Source organism: Streptococcus sp. FSL E2-3488 (genome assembly GCF_038003585.1).
In the GTDB taxonomy this organism is placed as follows: Bacteria; Bacillota; Bacilli; order Lactobacillales; family Streptococcaceae; genus Streptococcus; species Streptococcus thermophilus.
Genome location: NZ_JBBOPL010000002.1, coordinates 23,994 through 49,407, shown reverse-complemented (window position 1 = coordinate 49,407; position 25,414 = coordinate 23,994). Strand labels below are relative to the sequence as shown.

General features: G+C 41.4%; 15 protein-coding genes, 17 tRNA genes, 2 rRNA genes and 2 pseudogenes. 2 read left to right on the top strand and 34 right to left on the bottom strand.

Annotated features, from left to right (window positions below; translation table 11 throughout):
* The 11 genes and pseudogenes from MHH90_RS10155 to MHH90_RS10105 form a co-directional block, all read right to left on the bottom strand.
* A pseudogene (locus MHH90_RS10155) lies at nucleotides 1–634 on the bottom strand (IS3 family transposase); the annotation flags it as partial.
* Between the two features lie 172 nt (nucleotides 635–806).
* Nucleotides 807–2,354, bottom strand: coding sequence for a bifunctional phosphoribosylaminoimidazolecarboxamide formyltransferase/IMP cyclohydrolase (purH, locus tag MHH90_RS10150; protein ID WP_100262638.1), 1,548 nt, complete (start codon nucleotides 2,352–2,354; stop codon nucleotides 807–809).
* Between the two features lie 68 nt (nucleotides 2,355–2,422).
* Nucleotides 2,423–2,977 (bottom strand): phosphoribosylglycinamide formyltransferase, encoded by a 555-nt coding sequence (gene purN, locus MHH90_RS10145; protein WP_084828409.1) that lies wholly within the window; start codon nucleotides 2,975–2,977, stop codon nucleotides 2,423–2,425.
* Nucleotides 2,977–3,999, bottom strand: a complete 1,023-nt coding sequence (gene purM, locus MHH90_RS10140) for a phosphoribosylformylglycinamidine cyclo-ligase (protein ID WP_282473546.1) — start codon at nucleotides 3,997–3,999, stop codon at nucleotides 2,977–2,979. The genes purN and purM overlap by 1 nt, the downstream gene beginning before the upstream one ends.
* 27 nt (nucleotides 4,000–4,026) lie before the next feature.
* The gene (gene purF, locus MHH90_RS10135) at nucleotides 4,027–5,466 is read right to left on the bottom strand and encodes an amidophosphoribosyltransferase (protein ID WP_011680591.1); all 1,440 of its coding nucleotides are present in this window, start codon (nucleotides 5,464–5,466) and stop codon (nucleotides 4,027–4,029) included.
* A 168-nt stretch (nucleotides 5,467–5,634) separates the two neighbouring features.
* A complete protein-coding gene (locus MHH90_RS10130; protein WP_340725926.1) occupies nucleotides 5,635–9,360 on the bottom strand; it encodes a phosphoribosylformylglycinamidine synthase in 3,726 nt (1,241 codons plus the stop codon).
* Between the two features lie 55 nt (nucleotides 9,361–9,415).
* Nucleotides 9,416–10,123 carry a phosphoribosylaminoimidazolesuccinocarboxamide synthase gene (gene purC, locus MHH90_RS10125; RefSeq protein WP_011680589.1) on the bottom strand — a complete coding sequence of 236 codons (708 nt, stop codon included), beginning with the start codon at nucleotides 10,121–10,123 and terminating at the stop codon, nucleotides 9,416–9,418.
* Nucleotides 10,124–10,407: 284 nt separating this feature from the next.
* A complete protein-coding gene (locus tag MHH90_RS10120) occupies nucleotides 10,408–10,653 on the bottom strand; it encodes a phosphopantetheine-binding protein (protein WP_002949008.1) in 246 nt (81 codons plus the stop codon).
* Nucleotides 10,653–11,657 carry a phosphate acyltransferase PlsX gene (plsX, locus tag MHH90_RS10115; RefSeq protein ID WP_014727281.1) on the bottom strand — a complete coding sequence of 335 codons (1,005 nt, stop codon included), beginning with the start codon at nucleotides 11,655–11,657 and terminating at the stop codon, nucleotides 10,653–10,655. Before plsX ends, MHH90_RS10120 begins: the two co-directional genes overlap by 1 nt.
* A gap of 215 nt (nucleotides 11,658–11,872) precedes the next feature.
* A complete protein-coding gene (gene recO, locus MHH90_RS10110; protein WP_002946256.1) occupies nucleotides 11,873–12,646 on the bottom strand; it encodes a DNA repair protein RecO in 774 nt (257 codons plus the stop codon).
* A complete protein-coding gene (locus MHH90_RS10105) occupies nucleotides 12,633–13,808 on the bottom strand; it encodes a pyridoxal phosphate-dependent aminotransferase (RefSeq protein WP_014607821.1) in 1,176 nt (391 codons plus the stop codon). The genes recO and MHH90_RS10105 overlap by 14 nt, the downstream gene beginning before the upstream one ends.
* A 154-nt stretch (nucleotides 13,809–13,962) precedes the next feature.
* On the opposite strand from MHH90_RS10105, the gene MHH90_RS10100 reads away from it, so the two are divergent.
* Together MHH90_RS10100 and MHH90_RS10095 are read left to right on the top strand one after the other, a co-directional pair.
* Nucleotides 13,963–15,533, top strand: a protein-coding gene (locus MHH90_RS10100; RefSeq protein ID WP_113870474.1) for an IS3-like element ISSth1b family transposase whose coding sequence is annotated in 2 segments (ribosomal slippage) — nucleotides 13,963–14,608 and nucleotides 14,608–15,533 — 1,572 coding nt in all. Because the reading frame shifts where the segments join, the coding sequence is not laid out codon by codon here.
* A gap of 174 nt (nucleotides 15,534–15,707) precedes the next feature.
* Nucleotides 15,708–16,553 (top strand): annotated as a pseudogene (locus tag MHH90_RS10095) (transposase).
* A gap of 48 nt (nucleotides 16,554–16,601) precedes the next feature.
* On the opposite strand, the gene MHH90_RS10090 reads toward MHH90_RS10095, so the two are convergent.
* From MHH90_RS10090 to MHH90_RS09980, 23 genes are all read right to left on the bottom strand, one after another.
* Nucleotides 16,602–17,567: a ribose-phosphate diphosphokinase gene (locus MHH90_RS10090; protein WP_002948994.1), complete on the bottom strand. Its 966-nt coding sequence runs from the start codon at nucleotides 17,565–17,567 to the stop codon at nucleotides 16,602–16,604.
* A 213-nt stretch (nucleotides 17,568–17,780) separates the two neighbouring features.
* Nucleotides 17,781–19,205, bottom strand: coding sequence for a CHAP domain-containing protein (locus tag MHH90_RS10085; RefSeq protein ID WP_046206377.1), 1,425 nt, complete (start codon nucleotides 19,203–19,205; stop codon nucleotides 17,781–17,783).
* An 84-nt stretch (nucleotides 19,206–19,289) separates the two neighbouring features.
* Nucleotides 19,290–19,814 (bottom strand): rod shape-determining protein MreD, encoded by a 525-nt coding sequence (gene mreD / locus MHH90_RS10080; protein WP_002948139.1) that lies wholly within the window; start codon nucleotides 19,812–19,814, stop codon nucleotides 19,290–19,292.
* A gap of 1 nt (nucleotide 19,815) precedes the next feature.
* Nucleotides 19,816–20,646 (bottom strand): rod shape-determining protein MreC, encoded by an 831-nt coding sequence (gene mreC / locus MHH90_RS10075; RefSeq protein ID WP_340725925.1) that lies wholly within the window; start codon nucleotides 20,644–20,646, stop codon nucleotides 19,816–19,818.
* 56 nt (nucleotides 20,647–20,702) lie between these two features.
* Nucleotides 20,703–20,790: transfer RNA gene (locus tag MHH90_RS10070), tRNA-Ser, on the bottom strand.
* A 4-nt stretch (nucleotides 20,791–20,794) separates the two neighbouring features.
* Nucleotides 20,795–20,868, bottom strand: a tRNA-Ile gene (locus tag MHH90_RS10065).
* Nucleotides 20,869–20,901: 33 nt separating this feature from the next.
* A tRNA-Gly gene (locus MHH90_RS10060) sits at nucleotides 20,902–20,972 on the bottom strand.
* Nucleotides 20,973–20,984: 12 nt separating this feature from the next.
* Nucleotides 20,985–21,057, bottom strand: a tRNA-Phe gene (locus tag MHH90_RS10055).
* Nucleotides 21,058–21,060: 3 nt separating this feature from the next.
* Nucleotides 21,061–21,134, bottom strand: a tRNA-Met gene (locus MHH90_RS10050).
* Between the two features lie 9 nt (nucleotides 21,135–21,143).
* Nucleotides 21,144–21,233, bottom strand: a tRNA-Ser gene (locus tag MHH90_RS10045).
* 19 nt (nucleotides 21,234–21,252) lie between these two features.
* A tRNA-Ile gene (locus MHH90_RS10040) sits at nucleotides 21,253–21,326 on the bottom strand.
* A 14-nt stretch (nucleotides 21,327–21,340) separates the two neighbouring features.
* A tRNA-Met gene (locus MHH90_RS10035) sits at nucleotides 21,341–21,414 on the bottom strand.
* Between the two features lie 5 nt (nucleotides 21,415–21,419).
* Nucleotides 21,420–21,493, bottom strand: a tRNA-Pro gene (locus tag MHH90_RS10030).
* Nucleotides 21,494–21,500: 7 nt separating this feature from the next.
* Nucleotides 21,501–21,574: transfer RNA gene (locus tag MHH90_RS10025), tRNA-Arg, on the bottom strand.
* 14 nt (nucleotides 21,575–21,588) lie between these two features.
* Nucleotides 21,589–21,674, bottom strand: a tRNA-Leu gene (locus tag MHH90_RS10020).
* Between the two features lie 6 nt (nucleotides 21,675–21,680).
* Nucleotides 21,681–21,752, bottom strand: a tRNA-Gly gene (locus MHH90_RS10015).
* Nucleotides 21,753–21,758: 6 nt separating this feature from the next.
* Nucleotides 21,759–21,831, bottom strand: a tRNA-Thr gene (locus MHH90_RS10010).
* A gap of 14 nt (nucleotides 21,832–21,845) precedes the next feature.
* Nucleotides 21,846–21,927: transfer RNA gene (locus tag MHH90_RS10005), tRNA-Leu, on the bottom strand.
* 5 nt (nucleotides 21,928–21,932) lie between these two features.
* A tRNA-Lys gene (locus MHH90_RS10000) sits at nucleotides 21,933–22,005 on the bottom strand.
* 19 nt (nucleotides 22,006–22,024) lie between these two features.
* A tRNA-Asp gene (locus MHH90_RS09995) sits at nucleotides 22,025–22,097 on the bottom strand.
* A 2-nt stretch (nucleotides 22,098–22,099) separates the two neighbouring features.
* Nucleotides 22,100–22,172: transfer RNA gene (locus MHH90_RS09990), tRNA-Val, on the bottom strand.
* Nucleotides 22,173–22,177: 5 nt separating this feature from the next.
* A 5S ribosomal RNA gene (gene rrf, locus MHH90_RS09985) occupies nucleotides 22,178–22,293 on the bottom strand.
* Between the two features lie 83 nt (nucleotides 22,294–22,376).
* Nucleotides 22,377–25,276: ribosomal RNA gene (locus MHH90_RS09980) — 23S ribosomal RNA — on the bottom strand.
* Nucleotides 25,277–25,414 lie beyond the last annotated feature (138 nt).

Sequence of the window (25,414 nt, the reverse complement as noted above, 5' to 3'; positions counted from 1 at the left end):
ATTTCCACTTTGATAGATTGATTTTTATCTACTTGATTCAGTTTCTTTAAGTGGTAATAATAGGTTGAACGAGCAAGTTTGATAATGTTTAGAAGGATATCTAAAGGAAACTCTGTTACCAATCCTTGAACAATTTCTGTTTTTCTTCTTGCTCCTTTTCGTCCCTCAATCGGAGTTCTCTCAACTTTTTTAGAATAGCATTCTCCGCTCTCAGGTACTCATTTTCTGCTTGAAGACGTTCTAACTCTGTCATCTCTTCGGGTTTCTTCTTTGGTTTACGCCCCATTTTAGGTACTCTCCCTCCTCTTTTCTCAAGAAGAGTATACCCATTTTTCTTATATTGTGCTATCCAATTAGGCAACATTCCACCACTTGAAAGACAATAATCAAGACTTACACTTTTTTGTGAACGACCTTCAAGTAGCACTTTATCAATCATTTCTTGTTTTAAGTCTGGAGAATCGTAACGATGCTTACCTTTCTTGATAATTTCTATTCCGTAACGTTCAATCAATCTCGTCATATATCTTAATCCAGAAGCATCCACACCAAATCGTTTTGAAAGTTGGTTGAAGGTTTGACCTTGCTTTCTCAATTCATATATTTGAACTTTATCTTCATAAGTTAATTTCATAATAAAAACACCCCAAAAGTTAGATTTTTCTGTCTAACTTTTGGGGTACAGTTCATTTTAGGAGATTTATGAAAAAAAAGTTTTTTAGGATGACCTTAGTATAGCTTGGATAGCTTAAAGAAAGCTTAAGGCATCTTAAAAACATCCAATTACTTAGATGCTTCGTAATTTTTTAATGACGGAAGTGACGAACGCCTGTAAAGATCATCGTTAATCCATATTTATCAGCTGCTTCGATAGACTCTTGGTCACGTACTGAGCCACCTGGTTGGATAATAGCCTTGATACCTGCTTTGGCGATTTCTTCCACGTTATCTGCAAATGGGAAGAAGGCATCTGAAGCAAGAACAGCACCGTCAAGACGCCCTTTGGCTTGGTCAATAGCGATACGGACGGAAGCCACACGGTTAGTTTGGCCAGGGCCAACACCAAGTGTCATGTGGTCGTTAGTCACGATGATACCATTTGATTTGACGTACTTGACGGCTTTCCAAGCAAACTCAAGAGCTGTCGCTTCTGTATCAGTTGGTTGGCGTTTAGTAACCACTTGCCAGTCAGCTGGACTTTCTTTAACAACGTCTTGGTTTTGAACAAGGAGACCTCCAACAACACCAGTGTATTCCGCTTCCACTCCACTAGCATCTTGAGCATCAAATGGCAACTCAAGGATACGTAAATTTTTCTTCTTGGTAGTCAAAATTTCAATCGCTTCATCTGTATAGCTTGGTGCAATAATGATTTCAAGGAAGACACCATGCATTTTCTTAGCTGTCTCAGCATTCACTTCACGGTTAAGAACTACAATACCACCGAAGATTGACACTGGGTCAGCTTCATAAGCGTAGTCCCAAGCTGTTTCGATGTCATCAGCTTGACCGATACCACATGGGTTCATGTGTTTGAGAGCCACAACTGTTGGACGGTCTTTGAAATCACGGATGATACGGATAGCGGCATCAGCGTCACGGATATTGTTGAATGACAATTCTTTACCGTTAAGCTGTTTTGCTGAAGCAATTGAGTAAGCCGTTGGCAAACCTTTTTGGTAGAAGTCTGCGTCTTGTTGAGGGTTTTCACCGTAACGCATTGGTTGCTTAAGGTCATAAGTCAAAGTGAGTTTTTCAGGTTTTGTTTCACCCACTTGAGCTGTGAAGTATTCCGCAATCAAAGCATCATATGAAGCTGTGTGACGGTATACTTTCGCTGCCAAACGTTGGCGAGTTTCGTAACTTGTTTCACCGTTTGCTGACAATTCGTCAAGAACAACAGCATAGTCAGCAGGATCTACAACAACTGTTACGCTAGCGTGGTTTTTAGCCGCTGAACGAAGCATTGATGGCCCACCGATATCGATGTTTTCAACTGCGTCAGCGTAAGTCACGTCTGGTTTGAGAATGGTTTCCTTGAATGGATAAAGGTTTACCACAACAAGGTCAATCAATTCGATATTATTGTCCTTAGCCGCTTGAAGGTGGCTATCGAGGTCACGACGAGCGAGGAGACCACCGTGGATATTTGGGTGAAGGGTCTTAACACGTCCGTCCATCATTTCTGGGAAACCAGTCACATCGTCGATGGCGATAGTGTCTACCCCAGCATTGTCAAGGGCAACTTTAGTACCACCTGTTGAGATGATGTCCCAACCTAGTTTTTTGAGTTCTTGGGCAAATTCAACGATGCCCGCTTTATCTGAGACACTAATTAGTGCGCGTTTAGTCATTTTATTTTCCTTTTTTAGAGTTCTTTCTCTGCTACAGTCGAAAATTTTCATTCAACTCTAGCACTTCCTCATTTTCTCGCTACTCCCAAACTATCCAATACTTCTGGATAGAGCTTGTACTCTGTTTCGTGGATGCGAGTCTCGAAAGTATCAAGGGTATCACCTTCAAGGCGTGGGACACGGACTTGTTTGATGACCTTACCGGTATCAACGCCAGAATCCACCCAGTGAATAGTCACGCCAGACTGGTCAACACCTGCATTCCAAGCATCCTCAATGCCATGAGCTCCCGGAAATTCAGGAAGATAAGCCGGGTGAATATTGATGATACGGCCTTCATAAGCTGCTAGCAAGGTTGGACCGACGATTTTCATATAACCGGCCAAACAAACCAAGTCAATCTGGTGTTCATCCAAGAGTTTGACGATGGCTTCTTCATAAGCTGCTTTATTGTCAAATTCCTTGAGTTCAAAGGCATGGCTAGCCACGCCTAGATTTTTGGCACGTTCTAAGACATAGGCATCACGGTGATCTGAAAAGACAAATTCTACTGGAAATTGTTCCGCAATCACCTGGAAGTTTGAGCCGTTGCCAGAGGCAAATACAGCAATCCTTTTAGCCATTATTTAATCACCACACTTGCGCCATCCTTCTTCACAATTCGACCGATTTCATAAACAGGTTCGTCAAGAAGTTCTTTGACACGTTCCACATTTTCTGGTTTCACCGCAAGCATGAGACCAATACCCATGTTGAAGATTTCAAACATTTCTTCATGTTTGATTTCACCATATTTTTCAAGAGCTTTGAAAATTGGAAGTACTGGGACCTTGCTTTCGTCAATCTCAGCAGCCAAGTCATCTGAGAACATACGTGGTACATTTTCGATGAAACCACCACCTGTGATGTGGGCAATACCGTTAACCAATTCTTCTTTAATCAATGGCAAAGCTGCTTTGACGTAGATACGAGTTGGTTCAAGAAGAACGTCTTTAAGTTTTTGGCCTTCAAGTTCTGGGAGGACTTCTTCACCTGTGTAATCAGCAAAAACACGACGAACGAGTGAGTAACCATTTGAGTGGATACCGCTTGAGGCAAGTCCAAGAAGCACATCACCTTCGGCTACTTTTGAACCGTCGATGATTTGTGATTTTTCAGCGACACCTACTGCGAAACCAGCCAAGTCATAGTCGTCTTCGCCATACATACCAGGCATCTCAGCAGTCTCACCACCAATGAGGGCCACACCAGATTGCACACAACCCTCAGCCACACCAGCAACGACTTGTTCCAATTTAGCTGGTTCATTTTTACCAGTTGCTACGTAGTCAAGGAAGTAAAGGGGTTCAGCACCTGCAGCGATAATATCGTTAACACACATAGCCACACAGTCTTGACCGATAGTATCATGCTTATCATACTTGATAGCAAGCATGAGTTTAGTTCCGACACCATCTGTCCCTGAAATCAAAACGGGCTCTTTGACACCTGTTTTTGAAAGGTCAAACATACCACCAAAGCCACCAAGACCTCCCATGACACCTGCACGCTCTGTACGGGCAACGTGTTTTTTGATACGTTCAACAACTTCATAACCTGCTTCAACGTCTACACCAGACTGCGCGTAAGCATTTTTAGACATAATTTTTCCTCTTTTTCTTCTGCACTGCTCTTAATAGAAAGAAGTGTGTTCTTCCAAACTTTCCAAATAGCTTTTTTCGTAGTCATACAATGGTGTTGAATATTTGCCAGTGAAGTAGTCCACACAAAGGCCACCATTTGGTTCATCTGTGTCAATTCCAATGGAATCAATCAAGCCATCGATAGACAAGTAAGTCAAGCTATCCGCACCAATGATTTCACGGATTTCTTCTACTGTGTGATTGGCAGCAATCAATTCCTTACGTGTTTGAATATCGATACCGTAGAAACATGGGTAAGCAAGGGCTGGACTTCCGATAGCCACGTGAACCTCAGTCGCCCCTGCTTCTTTCAAGAGTTGAACGATACGACGGGACGTTGTTCCACGAACAATGGAATCGTCAATCATGACCACACGTTTTCCTTTAACAACACCTGATACGGCAGAGAGTTTCATACGAACTCCTTGCTCACGCAATTCTTGTGTTGGTTGGATAAAGGTACGTTGGGTGTATTGGTTTTTTATCAAGCCCATTTCATTTGGCAAGCCTGATTCTTCCGCAAATCCCATGGCTGCACTAAGTGATGAATTAGGCACACCAACGACAATATCTGCTTCATGTTTGAACTCACGTGCTAATTGAGCACCCATACGTTTACGAGCTGTATGGACATTGACCCCTCGGATATTTGAATCAGGACGGGCAAAGTAGATATACTCCATTGAGCAAACAGCCAATTGAGTGTCCGTTGTATAGTTATCGTAAGTGATGCCGTTATCATCGATGATAACAACTTCACCTGGATTTACATCGCGAATCCACTCTGCTCCAACTACTTCAAAGGCACAGGTTTCAGATGAAACCACGATAGCTCCATTGGCCATCTTACCAATAGAAAGGGGACGAAAACCATTTGGATCCAAAGCTGCAATAAGCTTGTCCTCAATCATAAGAAGGTAAGCAAATCCACCTTTGACAGTGTTCAGAGCTTCTTTTACTTTTCCCATAAATGATGGGTTATGGCTACGACGAATCAAGTGAGCTAAGATTTCTGAATCAGAAGTTGAGCTAAAAATGGCCCCATTCTTCTCCAACTCACGTCTTAGTGACACTGCATTAGTCAAATTCCCATTATGAGCAAGACCAAGCTGTCCATCGTGAAACTTAAACATGAATGGTTGAATATTGTCTACAGAAGCCTCACCGGCAGTCGCATAACGAACATGACCGATAGCAGCCTTACCAGTCAGCTTGTCTAAGTTGGCTGGATCACGGAAAACTTCTGAGAGAAGCCCCATATCACGATGACGCTTCAATTGACCCGCATCATTTGAGAGAATTCCTGCCCCCTCTTGGCCACGGTGTTGAAGACTATAAAGTCCGAAATAAGTTAATTTGGCAGCATCTGGGTGACCCCAAATTCCAAAAACACCACATTCTTCATTAAGAGATTTAACTTCGTATGTCATTTTATATACCTTTTATTTGTGATATTTTTCTTAGGTAACATGAACGAGTGTAGCTATCTCTAGCGTCTCATTCTTCCAATTTGATCTCGATTTTGCAAAATTCTCCAGTTCTCTAAGAATATCGCTACAGCGAAAAATATCATTACTGAGTGCGCTAAACTCACTCTATTATTTTCCAGTGAAGTATTTAACCGCTGACGCAAATAGGTGCTGTTCTTTATTTCCTGGAATATTTTTGAAGAGACCATCTTCGAAACGTTCTGAGTGTCCCATCTTACCAATAATTTGACCGTTCTTGCTTGTGATACCTTCAATAGCATTGACAGAACCATTTGGATTATATTTAGAATCCATGCTAGGTTTGCCTTCGAAGTCAACATATTGGCTAAAGATTTGACCATTATCGCGAAGCTCCGCAAATTCTTCAGTCGTCACGACAAATTTACCTTCACCGTGTGATACTGGGATGGTATGGATGTCACCAACTTTCACTCCAGCAAGCCAAGGTGAGTTAGTATTGGCAATACGTGTTTCAACCATCTTAGCCACGTGTTGGTTGGCATCATTGTAGAAGAGGGTTGGACTAGTACTGCTTGCATCTTCAAAGTTACCGTATGGAAGGAGACCTGATTTGACAAGAGCTTGGAACCCGTTACAGATACCGATGATTAAACCACCACGTTCGATGAAGCTATCAATAGCTGCACGTACTTTTTCATTGAGCAAGATGTTAACGATAAATTTAGCTGCTCCATCTGGTTCATCCGCTGCTGAGAAGCCACCTGCAAGGAAGATAATGTTAGCTTTTTCAATATTGTCAACCATGGTGTCAACAGACTTGACAATCGCTTCTTCATTCAATGTTACAAATGGTACTAAGTTGACTTTGGCACCTTCTTTTTCAAAGGCCTTAGCAGAGTCATACTCAGAGTTAGTACCTGGGAATACTGGGATGTAAACCACTGGTTTCTCAACTACTTCTTTAGCTTTTATAACAGTATCTGATGTCACAGCAGGTACTTCTTCTAACTCAGTTGCTTGTGCAAATTCAGTTGGGTAAACCTCTTCCAATTTACCTTGAAAGGCACTGTCAAGTTTATATCCATCAAGCGTTACACCGTTGACAGCAAGTGTAAAGTCAGCTACTGTTTGTCCAATCTTGCCAACACTTGCAATCTCTTCCGGAGATGTGAAGATGAATCCTCCCAATTGAGCTGTTAAGGCAGTCTCAAGATTTTCAAGGGTTACAGTCGCCCCGATATGGTTCCCAAACGTTGCAAGTGCAAGAGCTTCAATGACACCACCATATTTGACAGCTGATGCAGCTGTCACTTTGTGATCAGCTTGGATAGCTTCAAACTGAGCAAAGTTAGACTTGATGAGATCAAAATCAATCTCTTGGGCCAAAGCTTGACCTGGGATGTAGTAGATATTTTCACCAGCAGCCTTAAATTCTGGAGAAAGGACCTTATGACTGTCTGCTGTTGTCACCCCAAAAGCAACCAAGGTTGGTGGTACTGTCAATTCTTCAAAGGTGCCTGACATAGAGTCCTTACCACCAATAGATGGCAAACCAAGTTGAATCTGAGCTTCGATTGATCCAAGAAGAGCTGATACTGGTTTACCAAAACGCTCTGCTTTTTTATCCATACGCTCGAAGTATTCTTGATAAGAGAAACGAGCCTTAGACCAATTTGCACCAACAGCAACCAAACGAGCTGTTGCTTCGATGACTGCATATGCAGCACCATGATATGGAGACCATTCTGCGATGTATGGGTTAAATCCTTGGGCTATGACAGAGGCAGTTGTTGTCACGCCATATTGGACTGGCAATTTCTGAACGGAAGCTTCAGTTGGAGTAATTTGGTATCGACCACCAAGTGGGTGATTGACTGTTGAACGACCAACCGAGCTATCAAACATAGTTTGTAAACCTTTTTGACTTGCATGGTTAAGGTCAGCCAAAACTTCAAGCGTATCTGCTTCAAGGGTTTCAGCAGAGGTTTTGCGTTCTTCTGGAAGCTTGACATCCTTGTCAACCACCTTAACATCTACTACTGTACGCACACCATTTGTATCAAGGAAACGACGTTCCAAATCAACAATTGTTTTACCATTCCAGTGCATGACGAGATTTGGTTTTTCAGTCACGGTTGCAACGACAACTGCATCAATATTTTCTTTGTTACATTCAGCAACGAAGATATCTACATCTTCTGGACGAACCACCACAGCCATACGTTCTTGAGATTCAGAGATGGCAATTTCGGTACCGTTCAAACCTTGGTATTTCAATGGCACTTTGTCTAGATCAATTTCAAGACCATCTGCCAATTCACCGATAGCCACACAGACACCACCAGCACCAAAGTCATTGGATTTCTTGATAAGACGTGTTACTTCACCATTGCGGAAAAGACGTTGAATCTTACGTTCTTCGATAGCATTACCTTTTTGAACCTCAGCACCAGCTGTTTCAACTGATTCAACCGTTTGAACTTTTGAAGAACCTGTCGCACCACCGATACCGTCGCGTCCAGTCTTACCACCGAGCAAGATAACCACATCTCCAGCTTCAGGTTTTTCACGGACAACATTCTCCTTAGGAGCTGCACCGACAACTGCACCTAGCTCCATACGCTTGGCAACGAAACCTGGGTGGAAGTATTCACGAACATAAGTTGTTGCAAGACCAATTTGGTTACCATATGAAGAATAACCATGAGCCGCTTTTTTAGAAATGACTTGTTGTGGCAATTTTCCAGCACGTGTTTCAGCGATTGGTGTTGTAATATCACCGGCACCTGAAATACGCATAGCTTGGTAAACGTATGAACGACCTGACAATGGGTCACGAATGGCACCACCGATACAAGTAGCCGCTCCACCAAATGGTTCGATTTCCGTTGGGTGGTTATGAGTTTCGTTCTTGAACATAAGAAGCCATGGTTCTTTGACACCATTGACATCTACTTCAATTTCAACTGAGCAGGCATTGATTTCGTCAGAAACTTCCATGTCATCCAAACGGCCATTGGCACGCTCATAACGACCAAAAATAGTCGCCATATCCATTAAGGTTTGAGGCTTTTCTGCACGTCCCAACTCATCACGCATGGCAATATATTTGTCATAAGTTGCTTGCAATTGTTTTTGGAATTTAGAAGCTGAGAAGTCGATGTTTTTCAACTCAGTCTCGAAAGTTGTGTGGCGGCAGTGGTCAGACCAGTAAGTATCCAAAACCTTAAGTTCAGTCTCAGTTGGCACACGTCCAATTGACTTGAAGTAATCTTGAATGAAGAGCAGGTCATCCACTTCCATGGCCAATCCTTGATCTGCCTTATACTGTGCAAAATCTTCTGCTGTATAAGTTTCAAAGAAATCCAAGTTTGGAATCGTTTTGTCAGACTCAGAGAAATCCTGTTTAGCAATACCAACAGTGATATCTTTGAAACGAGAGTCCACTGGGTTCAATAGATAATTTTTAACAGCTTCCAATTCATTAGCAGCAATGTCCTTGTTAACCAAGTACAATTGAGCAGTATTAACCGTTACATCACTTGAGCTACCAAGCAAAAGCAAAGCTTCTTGTGAAGATGCTGCACGTTGATCAAATTGACCAGGCAAGCTTTCGATAGCAAAGAAAGCATACTTCTCAAGGTCAGTCTTAACTGTAGCTTCATCCAAAACAGTATCGGTCACTTGCTCAGAAAAGATATATTTTTCCGCACGGGCAAACAAATCCTCTGCCAAATTAAAGACATCGTAAACTTGTACAATACGAAGATCATTCAAGGTTTTCAACTGAATATTATGCTGTAATTCTTTTAATAAAGAGCGAGATTTCACACGAAAATCAGCTTTTTTCTCAACGAAAATACGTTTATCCATTTTATTTCCTTTATCTATTTCCACTAAAAGATTGTAGTGACGACCAAGTAAAACTTTACTTCAATCCTTGCAATTTTTCCAATACAACTTCATACACATCTGTCAAGCTACCGAGATCACGACGGAAAACATCCTTATCCATATGGTGCCCTTCCGCATCCCAAAGACGACAGTTATCTGGTGAAAATTCATCTGCCAAAATAATCTTGCCATCCTTATCAAAACCAAATTCCAATTTGAAGTCAATCAAACGAAGACCAATTTGCTCAAACCAATCTTTTAGCAATTCGTTGATACGACGTGTTTCATCCTTGATATAAGCAATTTGCTCATCATTAGCAATATTCAAAAACTTCACATGCTCATCATTGATAAATGGATCATCCAAATCATCGTTTTTGTAGTAAAATTCAACAATTGGAGTTTTCAAGTCCAGACCTTCTTCCACACCGAAACGTTTTGAGAAAGAACCCGCAGTCACGTTACGAAGCACAACCTCCAAAGGAATGATTGTAACCTTCTTGTTAAGTTGTTCTGTATCAGAGATACGTTCGATAAAATGAGTAGCCACACCCGAAGCGTTCAATTTTTCAAAAATAAGAGACGAAATCTGATTATTAAGCACGCCTTTCCCTTTAATGGTCTCCTTACGAGCACCATTAAGCATGGTTGCCTGGTCCTTATAGACCGACTTAATCACATTTTCGTCTTCTGTACTATAAATATCTTTAGCTTTCCCAGTATAAATCAGTTGGTTTGACATAGAATCGTTCGCCTTTCAAGTTTGTCCATCTTAATTATATCACACAAAAATCCAAAAACAAACATATATCAAACTTTTTTGTTTTGTTAAACAAATAACGTTCGGATTTTTAGTGTTGGTTAGAGTTTTTTAATAAAAAAGTATAGAAAAAAGGAGTGAGATAGTGCTAAATCAATGTAACTTTTAGCTTTTTATCTCACTCCAATAAAATGAAAACATGCAACAACATATAGTTGCTTCATTATTATATTCCTCTAGAATCTAACAACTAGAGTCTAGTTTTCTTATTTGTTATTCAATTGCTCAGACAAATAGTCTAACAAATCTGATACCTTATCCATATGATCAATGGTATTATCAGAAATCTCTAGGGAAAACTCATCCTCCAAATTAATAATGAACTCCATAAGCTCTATTGAATCTACACCCAAGTCATTTAATTTGGTAGCTTCGGTTAAAACAATGTCCTCTCTATCCAATTGCTCTTGAATAACGAGCTGCATTTCCTGAAGAATTTCTACTCTACTCATCAGTTAACCTCCTCTTTCGGGTCGAAAGCGTCAACTAGTTGCTCCACCACCTTAGTATCGAGCATCTTACGAACCTGCTTAATGGTATAGTAGACTGCTTTAGCATCACTAGATCCATGACATTTTACTACAGGAGCCTTGAGCCCAAAAAGAACAGCTCCACCGGCACTTGAGTAATCCATCGTCTCTTTCATACCTTTAAGTCTATCCTTCAATAGGAAGGCACCTAACTTAGCTTTGAGACCACCATTCATTATGGCTGACTTAAGAGTCTTCATTGTGCCAAGTCCAGTTCCTTCAATTGCCTTAAGAACCGCATTTCCTGTGAAACCATCAGCCACTACCACATCAGCAGCTCCAGACATGATTTCACGCGCCTCGACATTACCAATGAAGTTAATACTTGCTTCCTTGGATAAAAGCTCAAAAGCCTCCTTACGAAGACTATCCCCCTTTGTTTTCTCAGTCCCATTATTAAGGAGGCCTACACGAGGGGTGGCAATTCCACGTACATTTTTAGCATAGAAAGAGCCTAAAATAGCATATTGATGCAAGTGATTAGCTGTATTTTCAGCATTAGCTCCTAAATCAAGCATATCAAAGGGTTGACCAGTAAAACTTGGCATCGTTGACATAAGACCTGGTCTTTCAACTCCCTTAATACGTCCAACAACAAAAAGACCGGCGGCCAAAAGAGCACCTGTATTCCCTGCAGAGATTACAGCATCCGCTGCTTTCTCCTTAACAGCTTGTGCACCCAAAACCATCGAAGCTTTCTTTTTCTTTCGAATTGCTTTGACGGGCTCGTCATCCGAATTTATCTTTTCATCAGTATGTACAATGCTCACACGTTCATTCGCTATCAAATAGTTTTTGATTTTAGCTTCGTCACCATAAAGCTGGATTTCAATATCTTTGAACTCTGCTAAAGCTTGGTTAACTCCCTCTACGATCGCTTGTGGCGCATTATCGCCACCCATAGCATCCACTGCAATTACAGGCATAGCATTCTCCCTCTCATCCTCTGCTCTTAAACAATAGACTCAAATTCTATTAATAAATCACTCTGTATCAAAGATAGACATCCCTCGGTCACTATCCCCAGCAGAGTCTTTCAGCTTATTGTCCTCTTATTATAGCACGAACTGACCTGCATTTTAACCCCTGAGACTGAAAACCTCTACATTCCTGTTTCACGTGAAACAAAAGAAGACAATGCTTAATCAGCATTATCTTCTTTACTCATAATATGACCCCAAGAATTTAGATTATCAATAAACTTCTTGCTTTTAAGATGAATCCCAACATAATTATCATAAAGCTCATCAATAAATTGTCTCAACTTTCGTTTCATTTCATCCTTAACAGATATGCTTCTCAATTCTTCAAACGAAAGACCCTGGAAACGATCCAAAAGATAAGGCACATTAGGGTCCAAATGACTACGCCTTTCATCTTCTTCGTAATGATTGGGACAAAGTAAACCTGAGAACTTATACGAGAAATCAAAAGGAAGACCAACACGATGACAAAAGACACATTCATGAAAATTCAATCGTACGCCAAAACGGTCCAAAACTTGAATCTCAAAGATATTAGTCAATATTTCATAATCTAAGCCCTCTTCCATTAACACAAGGGTTTTCTCTAAAAATGCAAATAATTGTGCATCTACCACACCGTCAGCAATAGCAGCATCAGTCAAGGCAGCTAAATAGGTCGCGTAAGACAGTTTAAAAATATCACTTGTAATTTCCTTAAAAGACTCTGCCTGACTATAATCCTCTATGAAAGATAAACCTTCATCATTTACAGTCATCATAAATTCAGCGATGTTTAAAGGTTGAATCACAGCACTCAATTTACCTGACCCACCACCTCTAACAAAAAACATCCGTTTACCAGCTTGTTTAGTAAAAATCTTAACCAGCTTATCATTCTCACGATAATTACGATTGAAGAGGATAAACCCCCTACTCTCAAGCTTCTGCATGTTCTTCCATAAACTCTTTCAAACGAGTCATAGCTGTTTCAATAGTGTCCATGCTAGCTGCATACGACAATCGAACATAACCTTCGCCATATTTCCCAAAAGCAACGCCAGGAATAATAGCAATAGCTTTTTCACGAGCAAAGTCTTGACAGAACTTAAAGGAGTCTTGATTATATCCTTCTGGAATCTTAGCAAAGATATAGAAGGCACCATCAGGTTTAATAATTTTGAAACCAAGTTCAGTCATTTTTTCAAGAATATAATCCCGACGTTTCAAATACTCAACTTTCATTGGTTGTGCATCATCCTTACCAGCAGATAATGCTTCGATAGCTGCAAATTGTGCCATAGTAGCTGCAGCCGTCACCAAATACTGGTGACTCTTAATCAACTGAGCCGTCAAACTTTCTGGTGCAAAAATAAAACCAATACGCCATCCTGTCATCGCATGAGATTTCGACAAGCCGTTGATTAAAATAGTTTGCTCAGGCAAATATTCAGCAATAGAAACATGTTGATCTACATAAGTTAGTTCTGAATATACTTCATCACTAACAACAAAAATATCATATTTTTTCAGAACTTCAGCAATATCCTCAATCTGTTGGCGTGAATAAGTCACACCTGTTGGGTTGGTTGGGTAGTTAAGTAAAACAGCCTTAAGCTTATCACCTTGCTCTAAAATTGCCTTTTCTAACATCTCCGGTGTCAAAACAAAATCATTAGCTGTTGTATCAATTTCAACAATTTTAGCCCCAACTAGATTTGCAATCGGCTCATATCCTGGATAGGCTGGTGCAGGCAAAAGAATCGTATCACCTGGCTCCAAAATAGCTGTTAAAGACGCAGAAAGAGCTTCTGTGGCCCCAATAGTTACCAAAATTTCATTATCGGGATTATAAGTTAGATTGTATTTTTCCTTAACAAAATTCGCAGCAGCTTGGCGCAAATCAGGAAGTCCAGCCATACCTGTATAGTGTGACTGGTTCGCATCAATCGCAGTTTTAGCTGCTTCTTTCACATGATCTGGAGTCGTAAAATCAGGTTCTCCAAGCGTCAACTTTTTAATACCTGGAACATCTGAAATTGATTGGTCAAACTGACGAATCATTGAGACTTCAATCTTATCTAAATTTTTATTAAAACGTTGTGTTAAATCCATCACAGTCACCTCTTTGCAATTATTCCTAACATTATATCAAAAACTCAAACGCATTTAAACACCAAAAAACTGTCCTAGGCTATGATATACTCCCCTTATAGTGGACAGTGAAAAAATAAAAATTTTCACTAGAAACTATAAGGGGAGTTTTATTATGTCCAAAAGAAGTCCAAAATCTGTATCTGAGAAACTAGAAATTGTTCTGCTTCACTTGGAAGAAGGTAAATCACTTAGTTGGTTAACTAGAAACCAAGGTATCTCTAAAGACACCCTATCGAACTGGGTTCGGAAGTACAAAGAAGCTGGTGTTGATGGGCTAGAGGAAAGCCGTCAATGGAAGAAGTATAGTAAGGAACTAAAGGAACAAGCTGTTTCCGACTATCTTAATGGCTTGGGAAGTCTCAAAGATCTGACCAAAAAATATGGAATTTCTGACCCTTATGTTCTCAGATCATGGATAAAAAGTTATACTAGTGGTAAAGAACTGAAAGCTACTAGTAAAGGAATGAGACGCATGAAGCAAGGACGCAAGACAACATTTGAAGAACGAATTGAGATTGTCAATTTTACCCTTGCCCACGAGAAAGATTACCAAGGGACTGTTGAGAAGTATGGTGTTTCCTACCAGCAGATCTATTCTTGGGTCAGAAAGTTCGAGAAGGACGGTTCTAACGGTCTCCTAGATCGTCGTGGAAAAGGTCTTACAAGTAAACCAAACCTTACTCCAGAAGAAGAGTTACGCCTCAAAATCAAGCAACAGGAAGAGCGGATTAAGTATCTTGAAATGGAGAACGGCCTGCTAAAAAAGTTAGAAGAAATCAAACGACGAAACCGACGGTAAGACTTGGTCGGCACTTGGAAACCTTCCAAGCGATTAAAGAATATGCGGATGAGTATGAAGAGGTTTCTATCAGCCACTTGTGCCATATTCTAAAGGTATCTCGCTCAGGCTATTACAAGTGGTTACAACATCAAGAAACAACTTCTGAACAGGAAAATTTAGGCTTGATGGATATCATCAAGAAACTTCATAGCCAGCATAATGGTATTCTTGGTTATCGTCGTATGACGCTATTTGTCAATCGCAAGCTTGAAACAAACTACAACAAGAAGCGGATTCGACGCTTGATGCACATTCTAGGTCTACGTTCCATTATCAGAAGAGCCAAGGGCTATTGTACTAAAACTAGCTTTGTCAATGTAGAAGACAACATTCTCAATCGTAATTTTACAGCCACTGCTCCAAATCAGAAATGGTGTACAGATGTGACTTTCTTGAAGTACGGTTTCAGCTGTAAAGCCTATTTGAGTGCTATTAAGGATCTTTACGACGGCTCAATTGTCGCCTATGTAGTTGGTCAATTTAATGATAACGAATTGGTATTGGAAACACTTCGTAAAGCACAAAAAGCTAACCCTAATGCGACACCATTAATTCACAGCGACCGAGGTTCGCAGTATACTTCGAAAGATTATTACCGTTTAACTACCCAGTATCAGATGACCCGCTCCATGTCTCGTGTTGGTAAGTGTATTGACAATGCACCAATTGAGAGTTTCTTTGGGCACTTTAAGACGGAGTGCTATGATTTGAAGAAGTATAAGACTTTTGAGGAGCTAGTTTCAGATATTGATGCCTACATCTATTTTTACAATCATCAACGTTTTCAAGAGCGCAATAACGGCCTTGCCCCTCTTGAAATGAGGAACAAGGCCGTCGCCTAATATTTTATTATTTCATTGTCCACTTGACAGGGAGCTGTTCACTAGCTTTAATGGCTCTATAATTTCTGTAGGGGGTAAAAACCACTGTAGAGATTATGGAGCTTTTTAAATGCAGACAAAAAGTTCCATAAGAACTATAATGAAAAGCGACTAAACCATCATTAGCAAGAACTCATGAGATCTATTAAGAATACCACAGAGTTAAATCCCTTAACATCATTACTTCTCTTGTTTTCGAAAAAGATACCTACATCGAGGTTCAAGCAAAACTGGAACTCCAACACTACGACGCCTGAAGAAACATCGCTTACAGTGTAAAGATTGTAGAAAAGTCACGGTTGCTGAGACATTAATCGTTGAGAAAAACCACCAAATCTCCAATCTTATCCGACAAAAGGTAAGGTTTATCACGATGGACATGTCAGGAGCTTATATTCCACTAGTTCGAAGACTTTCCTAAATGCCCAAATCATTATTGATCGTTTCCACATCATCCAGCAGCTTGATCAAGCCTTTTTAAAGACAAGAATTGCCATTATGAACCAGTTCAATAAGAAGCCACTACCTTATCGATCTTTAAAAATCACTGGAGACTCGCCGTAAGTTATCTTGTAAATCATTTCACTCGAAGACCTTTTGTCAAACCTTAAACCCACATGAAGTCGTTGAGAAGACACTGAATTTCTCAGAAGAGATCGCTAATTATTACAACCTCTATCAACCTTTGCTTTTTCACTTTCAGGATAAGAGGGTGAATGAGTTTTTTCACCCCATAGAGGAGAAAATAAGCAAGGTCAATTATTACTTCAAAACAGTCTTTAGGACCTTTCTTAGACACAAACGATACATCAAAAATGCACCAAAAACACAGTCCTCACATGCAAAATTGGAGGGGACCAATAAGCTTATCAAAGATATTAAACGTCTGGGCTTCGGTTTTAGAAATTTTATTAACTTTAGGAAGCATGTTTTCATCACTCTTAACATACAAAAAGAGAAGACCTATCTGATCCTCTCTAGATGTTAGCTTTTCGTCACCCACTACAGTTGACAAAAAGCCGCTTTAATCTATTTATGACCCATTTCGAACAATGGTGACAATGGGCGTTTTTCATGACTACGAATGATTGCTTCAGAAATCAAATCAGCAATAGATATTTGTTCAATTTTATCAATCAAACGCTCTTCTGGAAGATAAATCGTGTCAAGCACAACAAGCTTTTCAATAGCAGATTTTTGAATATTATCAAGAGCTGGACCTGACAATACAGGGTGAGTACATGATGCAAAGACATTTGTAGCACCAGCTTCAGCAAGTGCATCCGCTGCATGGCAGATGGTACCCGCAGTATCAATCATATCATCAATCAAGATACATGTTTTCCCTTCAACATTACCAATGATATTCATAACCTCAGAAGTGTTCATTTTATCAACACTACGACGTTTATCAATGATAGCGATTGGTGTTTTCAAACATTGAGCAAGTTTACGCGCTCGAGTAACACCACCATGATCTGGAGAAACAACAACCACATCATTACCCGTAAGACCAGCACGATCAAAATAATCTGCGATAAGAGGCGCTCCCATCAAATGATCCACTGGGATATCAAAGAATCCTTGAATTTGAGGAGCATGAAGGTCAACTGTCAAAAGACGGTCAACACCTGCTACCTCGAGCATATTAGCAACCAACTTAGATGTGATTGGTTCACGTGAACGTGCCTTTCGATCTTGACGTGCATATCCATAATAAGGCATAACAACATTGATTGTCTCAGCGCTAGCACGTTTTAGCGCATCAACCATAATCAAGATTTCCATCAAATTATCATTTACAGGAGAGCTTGTAGATTGAAGAATAAAAACGTGATGACCACGAATAGACTCTTCAATATTAACTTGAATCTCACCATCTGAAAATTCACGAACACTTGATCTTCCAAGTTCAATACCAATTTTATCAGCAACTTTTGCTGCTAATTCTTGGTTAGACGACAAAGCAAATAACTTTAAATTCGTATAAGACATGATTTCCTCCAAAATATCTACTAGACCATTCTACCCTTTTTTAAGTTGATTTTCAACGCCAAATAAATGGTGTCACATGAACTTAACAAGGATAAAAATACTTCCCCTTAGTCTAGAATTTTTTTCAAACACCATTATTTTCTCAGGCTAAATATATTATTTACATAAAATAAAAACGATTCGGGAATAGCCGAATCGCTTTTGTTATACTCATTATGGGTAAATATAAAATACAGAACCACCATGCGCTGATGATGTTGGATCAAATGTACCACGGTAGTTACTGATTGACATGTTACCAGCGTAGTTCGATTCCATAACTTGAATTGAATTTGCACCTGATGCTGATGTAACATAAGCTACGTGACCATAACCACCACCATCATTTGGCCATACCGCAATCGCACCGGCTACTGGAGTTGTACCTACTGAATGACCAGCTGCTCGCGCACTAGCAATCCAGTTTTTAGCATTCCCCCAATTATTACCAGCCCATGGAGCCAATGATTTCACACCCCAAGTACATTGTCCAACTGGATATGTATTAGGAGTTGATGCTGCTGACACTTTATGTGTTTCAGCAGCTGGTGCAGGAGCTTCTGAAGCAGCTGGTGCAGCTTCTGATGTTACGACAGGTGCTACGCTAACAGGAGCTTCTGAAACAGCTGGTGCAGCTTCTGGTGTTGCGACAGGTACTACGCTAGCAGGAGCTTCTGAAACAGCTGGTGCAGCTGATTCTGGTTGTACTTCTGATGTTTCTGATGAAGCCGGCTCCTGTGCAGCCTCAGAAGCTGTCGATGTTTCAGAAACTGGTGCCTCTGAAGGCTGAGCTACAGCTTCAGAAGTAGCAGCTACTTCTGAAGAAGCTACTGATGTTGCTGCTTCTGAAGAATCTACAACTTGTGCAGTTGCCTCTGATTCAGCAATTGCTTGAGACTGTGCCACTGATGCAGCCGTCGAGGCAGCTACAGATTCAGCAGTTGATTTAGCAGAGACAAGTGATGTCTTCTCATTTTGAGCTGTTGCCAATTCAGCAGCCAAAGTAACTTGTGCTGCTTCAAGTTCTGCTTGTTGAGTTGTCAAACCAGCTTCTGTTGTTTCAAGTTCTGACTTATTAGCTGCAATAGTATTAATTGCAGCTTGATTTTCTACTTGTTTAGCAGCAAGCTCTTTTTGATCTGACTCTTGTTTAGTCAATAAATCATTATTAGCTGTAACAACTTTTGAAATAGCTGTGATACGAGTAATAGCTTCAGAGATTGACTTAGAGTTCAAGATAGAGTTAATGTAGCTAGTAGCAGTGTTATTTTGTTGAGCACTACGAGCTTGTTTCGCCAAAGAATCTTGACGAGCTACAATCTTACTTGATAATTCTTGAATTTCAGATTCCAAATCTGCAGATACTTTTTCAAGTTCGGCATTTTTAGCTTCCAATTCAGTTTTTTGTGTTCTGAGAGTTGATACTTGAGATTGGATTGTAGCAACTTGTGCTTGCGCAGCCTCTTGTTGAGAAGCAAGGTTACTAATTGCGTTATTTGTAGCAGCGATTTGCGAATCATAATCCTCTGCATGTACTGATGCAGCTGCTGATAAAGTCACACCACTTACCAACACTGCTGAAAGAATGCGTTTTTTCATAATATAAAATACTACTCCTTTTCGATAAGACTCCTTAATTGTATCAAAAAATGGCGCAAACTTTGTTACGCCAATATTACAGTTTTATTTAAATCTATCAACTGAAAGATACAAAAATAATTTTTCGACAAAAGGTTTGATCAAAATAAAAATCAAAAGATTAAACACTAGACTAGGACTGAGTTGATAGATAATAAAATCACTAATATACTCATTTGTGAAGCCATAATATAAGGCAAAACCAAAATTTAAAGTATCAAAGAGAAATAAGAATAAAAAAGCCAGTAAACAATCAACATAAGCATTTCTCTTGACAAAACGCAATAGTTGAGAAAACAAATAGGATAAAAGTGGGAGAGTTATAATTACTATACCGAGTGTTTTGAAATAATATGTATCATATAGAAATCCTAAACAAACAAGGTATAGAAGTGAAAAATTATAAGGACGGCTGAGAGTTAAGATGAATAGGTAGATAATAAAGAGGTGGGACGATAGAAATAATTCTGGAGAAAAATAATAGTTAAGTAGCATCGAAATATGACCATCCCATAGAAAAGGAATAATACTCAACCAGTATGGAGTAACAGAAAACTTGAAAAACTTCATATTATTTACCCTCTCCAACAAAAGTGACATAAGAAATTTTATCAAAATCAGCATAAGGTTTAACTAAAATCGTACGATTCCCTTCATAATCAATCACAGATTCAGCCTTACCAATTGGAACATCTTTTACTGAAACTTCATCTAGGCCACTTGTTACCACTTCAGAACCAACCTTAACATCAGAAGATGAATTTAGCTGAGTCATTTCCAAAAGCTTCTTTTTATTATCATAACTTGATATAATTCCAAAAATCTGACTTCCATCCTCACCTTTTACACTACAAGCAATATAAGAATCATTTGAGCTATTGGAGAGTAAGGAGATAGTTGTACTATGATCATAAATTTTAGTTATAAAACCAATTACTCCACCATTAGAAGTCGCCAACATAGACTTACTAACACTCTTAGACTTTCCAACATTAATCGTTAACTCCTTCAACCAGGTGACAGATGGACGCATTGAAACCTCAGCAGTAATTACATTGTTACGACTAAGTTTATCCGAAAGATTTAAAGAAGCTCTCAAAGAGTCATTTTCTTCTTGTAAATTAGAGATGACAGCAGATTGATTTTCTAAAGTAGATAATGATTTCTTTAAATCACGATTCTCAGAATAGGTTGACAAAAAATCAGAAATAACATCATGAGATTTTGCTAATGCAGTAAATGGAACTGAAATAACAGAATCTACTTTAGACACAACTACCGAGACATTAGAAGAAACATCCCTGGACAATTTATAGTTTCTAAAAACAAAAGAAATAAGCATTACAAAAAATAGAATAAGAACAAACGCGTATAGAAGAAATCGATAAAAACTATTTTTCATTTTGCCACCTCTATAAAAAAGAAAACGAATTATCTAAATGATAATTCGTCATAATACGGAGAATGGGGGATTCGAACCCCCGCGTCAGTTACCCGACCTAACGATTTAGCAAACCGTCCTCTTCAGCCTCTTGAGTAATTCTCCAATATGGGCACGAGTGGAATCGAACCACCGACCTCACGCTTATCAGGCGTGCGCTCTAACCATCTGAGCTACGCGCCCAAGCTAAATGCTTGGATATTTGTTTCCAAATAAAGCGGGTGACGAGAATCGAACTCGCGACAACAGCTTGGAAGGCTGTAGTTTTACCACTAAACTACACCCGCTTAACAACAAAATGGCGCGAGACGGAATCGAACCGCCGACACATGGAGCTTCAATCCATTGCTCTACCAACTGAGCTACCGAGCCATATTGCGGGAGTAGGATTTGAACCTACGACCTTCGGGTTATGAGCCCGACGAGCTACCTAGCTGCTCCATCCCACGTTAATTATAAGGAGGATGTGGGATTCGAACCCACGCACGCTTTTACACGCCTGACGGTTTTCAAGACCGTTCCCTTCAGCCGGACTTGGGTAATCCTCCCAATATTATAAATAATATATGGACCTTGTAGGACTCGAACCTACGACCGCTCGGTTATGAGCCGAGTGCTCTAACCAGTTGAGCTAAAGGTCCAAGTAATCCATATATAGCGGCGAAGGGGATCGAACCCCCGACCTCCCGGGTATGAACCGGACGCTCTAGCCAGCTGAGCTACACCGCCATTAATCGGGAAGACAGGATTCGAACCTGCGACCCCTTGGTCCCAAACCAAGTGCTCTACCAAGCTGAGCTACTTCCCGATAAAAATGCACCCTAGAGGAGTCGAACCTCTAACCGCCTGATTCGTAGTCAGGTACTCTATCCAGTTGAGCTAAGGGTGCTTATTATTAAGTTATGCCGAGGACCGGAATCGAACCGGTACGAAAGTTTCCTTTCGCAGGATTTTAAGTCCTGTGCGTCTGCCAGTTCCGCCACCCCGGCTCCTCAAGCGAACGACGGGATTCGAACCCGCGACCCCCACCTTGGCAAGGTGGTGTTCTACCACTGAACTACGTTCGCGTTTTATGCCGGCTACATGACTTGAACACGCGACCCTCTGATTACAAATCAGATGCTCTACCAACTGAGCTAAGCCGGCTAACTTTTTTCTAATGCGGGTGAAGGGACTTGAACCCCCACGCCGTTAAGCGCCAGATCCTAAATCTGGTGCGTCTGCCAATTCCGCCACACCCGCATATATGACCCGTACTGGGCTCGAACCAGTGACCCATTGATTAAAAGTCAATTGCTCTACCAACTGAGCTAACGAGTCTCAAATATTTCTACTTGAACGGTCCCGACGGGAATCGAACCCGCGATCTTCGCCGTGACAGGGCGACGTGATAACCGCTACACCACGGGACCTATGGGAGTTAACGGGATCGAACCGCTGACCCTCTGCTTGTAAGGCAGATGCTCTCCCAGCTGAGCTAAACTCCCTATTTGCTAAGCGACTACCGTATCTAACAGGGGGCAACCCCCAACTACATCAGGCGTACTAGGGCTTAACTTCTGTGTTCGGCATGGGAACAGGTGTATCTCCTAGGCTATCGTCACTTAACTCTGAGTATTCTCAACTCAAAATTGAATATCTATACTGTATCAAGAAACCAAATCGTTGTCAATATATCTCAGTTACATTCGTTGGATAAGTCCTCGAGCTATTAGTATTAGTCCGCTACATGTGTCACCACACTTCCACTTCTAACCTATCAACCTGATCATCTCTCAGGGCTCTTACTGATATAAAATCATGGGAAATCTCATCTTGAGGTGGGCTTCACACTTAGATGCTTTCAGCGTTTATCCCTTCCCTACATAGCTACCCAGCGATGCTCTTGGCAGAACAACTGGTACACCAGCGGTAAGTCCACTCTGGTCCTCTCGTACTAGGAGCAGATCCTCTCAAATTTCCTACGCCCGCGACGGATAGGGACCGAACTGTCTCACGACGTTCTGAACCCAGCTCGCGTGCCGCTTTAATGGGCGAACAGCCCAACCCTTGGGACCGACTACAGCCCCAGGATGCGACGAGCCGACATCGAGGTGCCAAACCTCCCCGTCGATGTGAACTCTTGGGGGAGATAAGCCTGTTATCCCCAGGGTAGCTTTTATCCGTTGAGCGATGGCCCTTCCATACGGAACCACCGGATCACTAAGCCCGACTTTCGTCCCTGCTCGAGTTGTAGCTCTCGCAGTCAAGCTCCCTTATACCTTTACACTCTGCGAATGATTTCCAACCATTCTGAGGGAACCTTTGGGCGCCTCCGTTACCTTTTAGGAGGCGACCGCCCCAGTCAAACTGCCCGTCAGACACTGTCTCCGATAGGGATAACCTATCTGGGTTAGAGTAGCCATAACACAAGGGTAGTATCCCAACAACGCCTCACTCGAAACTGGCGTCCCGAGGTCATAGGCTCCTACCTATCCTGTACATGTGGTACAGATACTCAATATCAAACTGCAGTAAAGCTCCATGGGGTCTTTCCGTCCTGTCGCGGGTAACCTGCATCTTCACAGGTACTAAAATTTCACCGAGTCTCTCGTTGAGACAGTGCCCAAATCATTACGCCTTTCGTGCGGGTCGGAACTTACCCGACAAGGAATTTCGCTACCTTAGGACCGTTATAGTTACGGCCGCCGTTTACTGGGGCTTCAATTCATGCCTTCGCTTACGCTAAGCACTCCTCTTAACCTTCCAGCACCGGGCAGGCGTCACCCCCTATACATCATCTTACGATTTAGCAGAGAGCTGTGTTTTTGATAAACAGTTGCTTGGGCCTATTCACTGCGGCTGACCATCAGTCAGCGCCCCTTCTCCCGAAGTTACGGGGCCATTTTGCCGAGTTCCTTAACGAGAGTTCTCTCGCTCACCTGAGGCTACTCGCCTCGACTACCTGTGTCGGTTTGCGGTACGGGTAGAGTATAATTAACGCTAGAAGCTTTTCTCGGCAGTGTGACATCACTAACTTCGCTACTAAACTTCGCTCCCCATCACAGCTCAATGTTAAAGATATAAGCATTTGACTCATATCACACCTCACTGCTTGGCCAGACACTTCCAATCGTCTGGTTTAGTTAGCCTACTGCGTCCCTCCATCACTATATACTCTAGTACAGGAATATCAACCTGTTGTCCATCGGATACACCTTTCGGTCTCTCCTTAGGTCCCGACTAACCCAGGGCGGACGAGCCTTCCCCTGGAAACCTTAGTCTTACGGTGGACAGGATTCTCACCTGTCTTTCGCTACTCATACCGGCATTCTCACTTCTATGCGCTCCAGCACTCCTCACGGTACACCTTCTTCGCACATAGAACGCTCTCCTACCATACCTATAAAGGTATCCACAGCTTCGGTAATATGTTTTAGCCCCGGTACATTTTCGGCGCAGGGTCACTCGACTAGTGAGCTATTACGCACTCTTTGAATGAATAGCTGCTTCTAAGCTAACATCCTAGTTGTCTGTGCAACCCCACATCCTTTTCCACTTAACATATATTTTGGGACCTTAGCTGGTGGTCTGGGCTGTTTCCCTTTCGACTACGGATCTTAGCACTCGCAGTCTGACTGCCGATTATATCTCATTGGCATTCGGAGTTTATCTGAGATTGGTAATCCGGGATGGACCCCTCACCCAAACAGTGCTCTACCTCCAAGAGACTTAACATCGACGCTAGCCCTAAAGCTATTTCGGAGAGAACCAGCTATCTCCAAGTTCGTTTGGAATTTCTCCGCTACCCACAAGTCATCCAAGCACTTTTCAACGTGCCCTGGTTCGGTCCTCCAGTGAGTTTTACCTCACCTTCAACCTGCTCATGGGTAGGTCACATGGTTTCGGGTCTACGACATGATACTAATGCGCCCTATTAAGACTCGGTTTCCCTACGGCTCCGTCTCTTCAACTTAACCTCGCATCATATCGTAACTCGCCGGTTCATTCTACAAAAGGCACGCTCTCACCCATTAACGGGCTCGAACTTGTTGTAGGCACACGGTTTCAGGTTCTATTTCACTCCCCTCCCGGGGTGCTTTTCACCTTTCCCTCACGGTACTGGTTCACTATCGGTCACTAGAGAGTATTTAGGGTTGGGAGATGGTCCTCCCAGATTCCGACGAGATTTCTCGTGTCTCGCCGTACTCAGGATACTGCTAGGTATAAAGACTATTTCGAATACGAGGCTATTACTCTCTTTGGCCTACCTTCCCAGGTAGTTCTTCTATAATCTTTAAGTCCACGTTGCAGTCCTACAACCCCGAAGAGTAAACTCTTCGGTTTGCCCTCTTGCCGTTTCGCTCGCCGCTACTAAGGCAATCGCTTTTGCTTTCTCTTCCTACAGCTACTTAGATGTTTCAGTTCACTGCGTCTTCCTCTACATTACCTTAACAGTAATGAGTGACAGGCATTACCTGCCGGGTTCCCCCATTCGGACATCTCTGGATCATTGCTCACTTACAGCTCCCCAAAGCATTTCGTCGTTAGTCACGTCCTTCATCGGCTTCTAGTGCCAAGGCATCCACCGTGCGCCCTTATTAACTTAACCTTATTTTGGCCTTTCGACCTAACTCATTAAATATTCACAGCGTTTCGGTTTATTTTCTTGTTACTATCTATATGTAATTACTTACATATGGAATTTGATATAGATATTCAATTTTCAATGGACAATACTTGAATCTTT

Excerpts from the sequence above, each read along its gene's own strand:
- purH (WP_100262638.1), bottom strand. The coding sequence starts at position 2,354 with ATGACTAAACGCGCACTAATTAGTGTCTCAGATAAAGCGGGCATCGTT.
- purN (WP_084828409.1), bottom strand. The coding sequence starts at position 2,977 with ATGGCTAAAAGGATTGCTGTATTTGCCTCTGGCAACGGCTCAAACTTC.
- purF (WP_011680591.1), bottom strand. The coding sequence starts at position 5,466 with ATGACATACGAAGTTAAATCTCTTAATGAAGAATGTGGTGTTTTTGGA.
- MHH90_RS10130 (WP_340725926.1), bottom strand. The coding sequence starts at position 9,360 with ATGGATAAACGTATTTTCGTTGAGAAAAAAGCTGATTTTCGTGTGAAA.
- purC (WP_011680589.1), bottom strand. The coding sequence starts at position 10,123 with ATGTCAAACCAACTGATTTATACTGGGAAAGCTAAAGATATTTATAGT.
- MHH90_RS10120 (WP_002949008.1), bottom strand. The coding sequence starts at position 10,653 with ATGAGTAGAGTAGAAATTCTTCAGGAAATGCAGCTCGTTATTCAAGAG.
- plsX (WP_014727281.1), bottom strand. The coding sequence starts at position 11,657 with ATGCCTGTAATTGCAGTGGATGCTATGGGTGGCGATAATGCGCCACAA.
- recO (WP_002946256.1), bottom strand. The coding sequence starts at position 12,646 with ATGCAGAAGCTTGAGAGTAGGGGGTTTATCCTCTTCAATCGTAATTAT.
- MHH90_RS10105 (WP_014607821.1), bottom strand. The coding sequence starts at position 13,808 with ATGGATTTAACACAACGTTTTAATAAAAATTTAGATAAGATTGAAGTC.
- MHH90_RS10090 (WP_002948994.1), bottom strand. The coding sequence starts at position 17,567 with ATGTCTTATACGAATTTAAAGTTATTTGCTTTGTCGTCTAACCAAGAA.
- MHH90_RS10085 (WP_046206377.1), bottom strand. The coding sequence starts at position 19,205 with ATGAAAAAACGCATTCTTTCAGCAGTGTTGGTAAGTGGTGTGACTTTA.
- mreD (WP_002948139.1), bottom strand. The coding sequence starts at position 19,814 with ATGAAGTTTTTCAAGTTTTCTGTTACTCCATACTGGTTGAGTATTATT.
- mreC (WP_340725925.1), bottom strand. The coding sequence starts at position 20,646 with ATGAAAAATAGTTTTTATCGATTTCTTCTATACGCGTTTGTTCTTATT.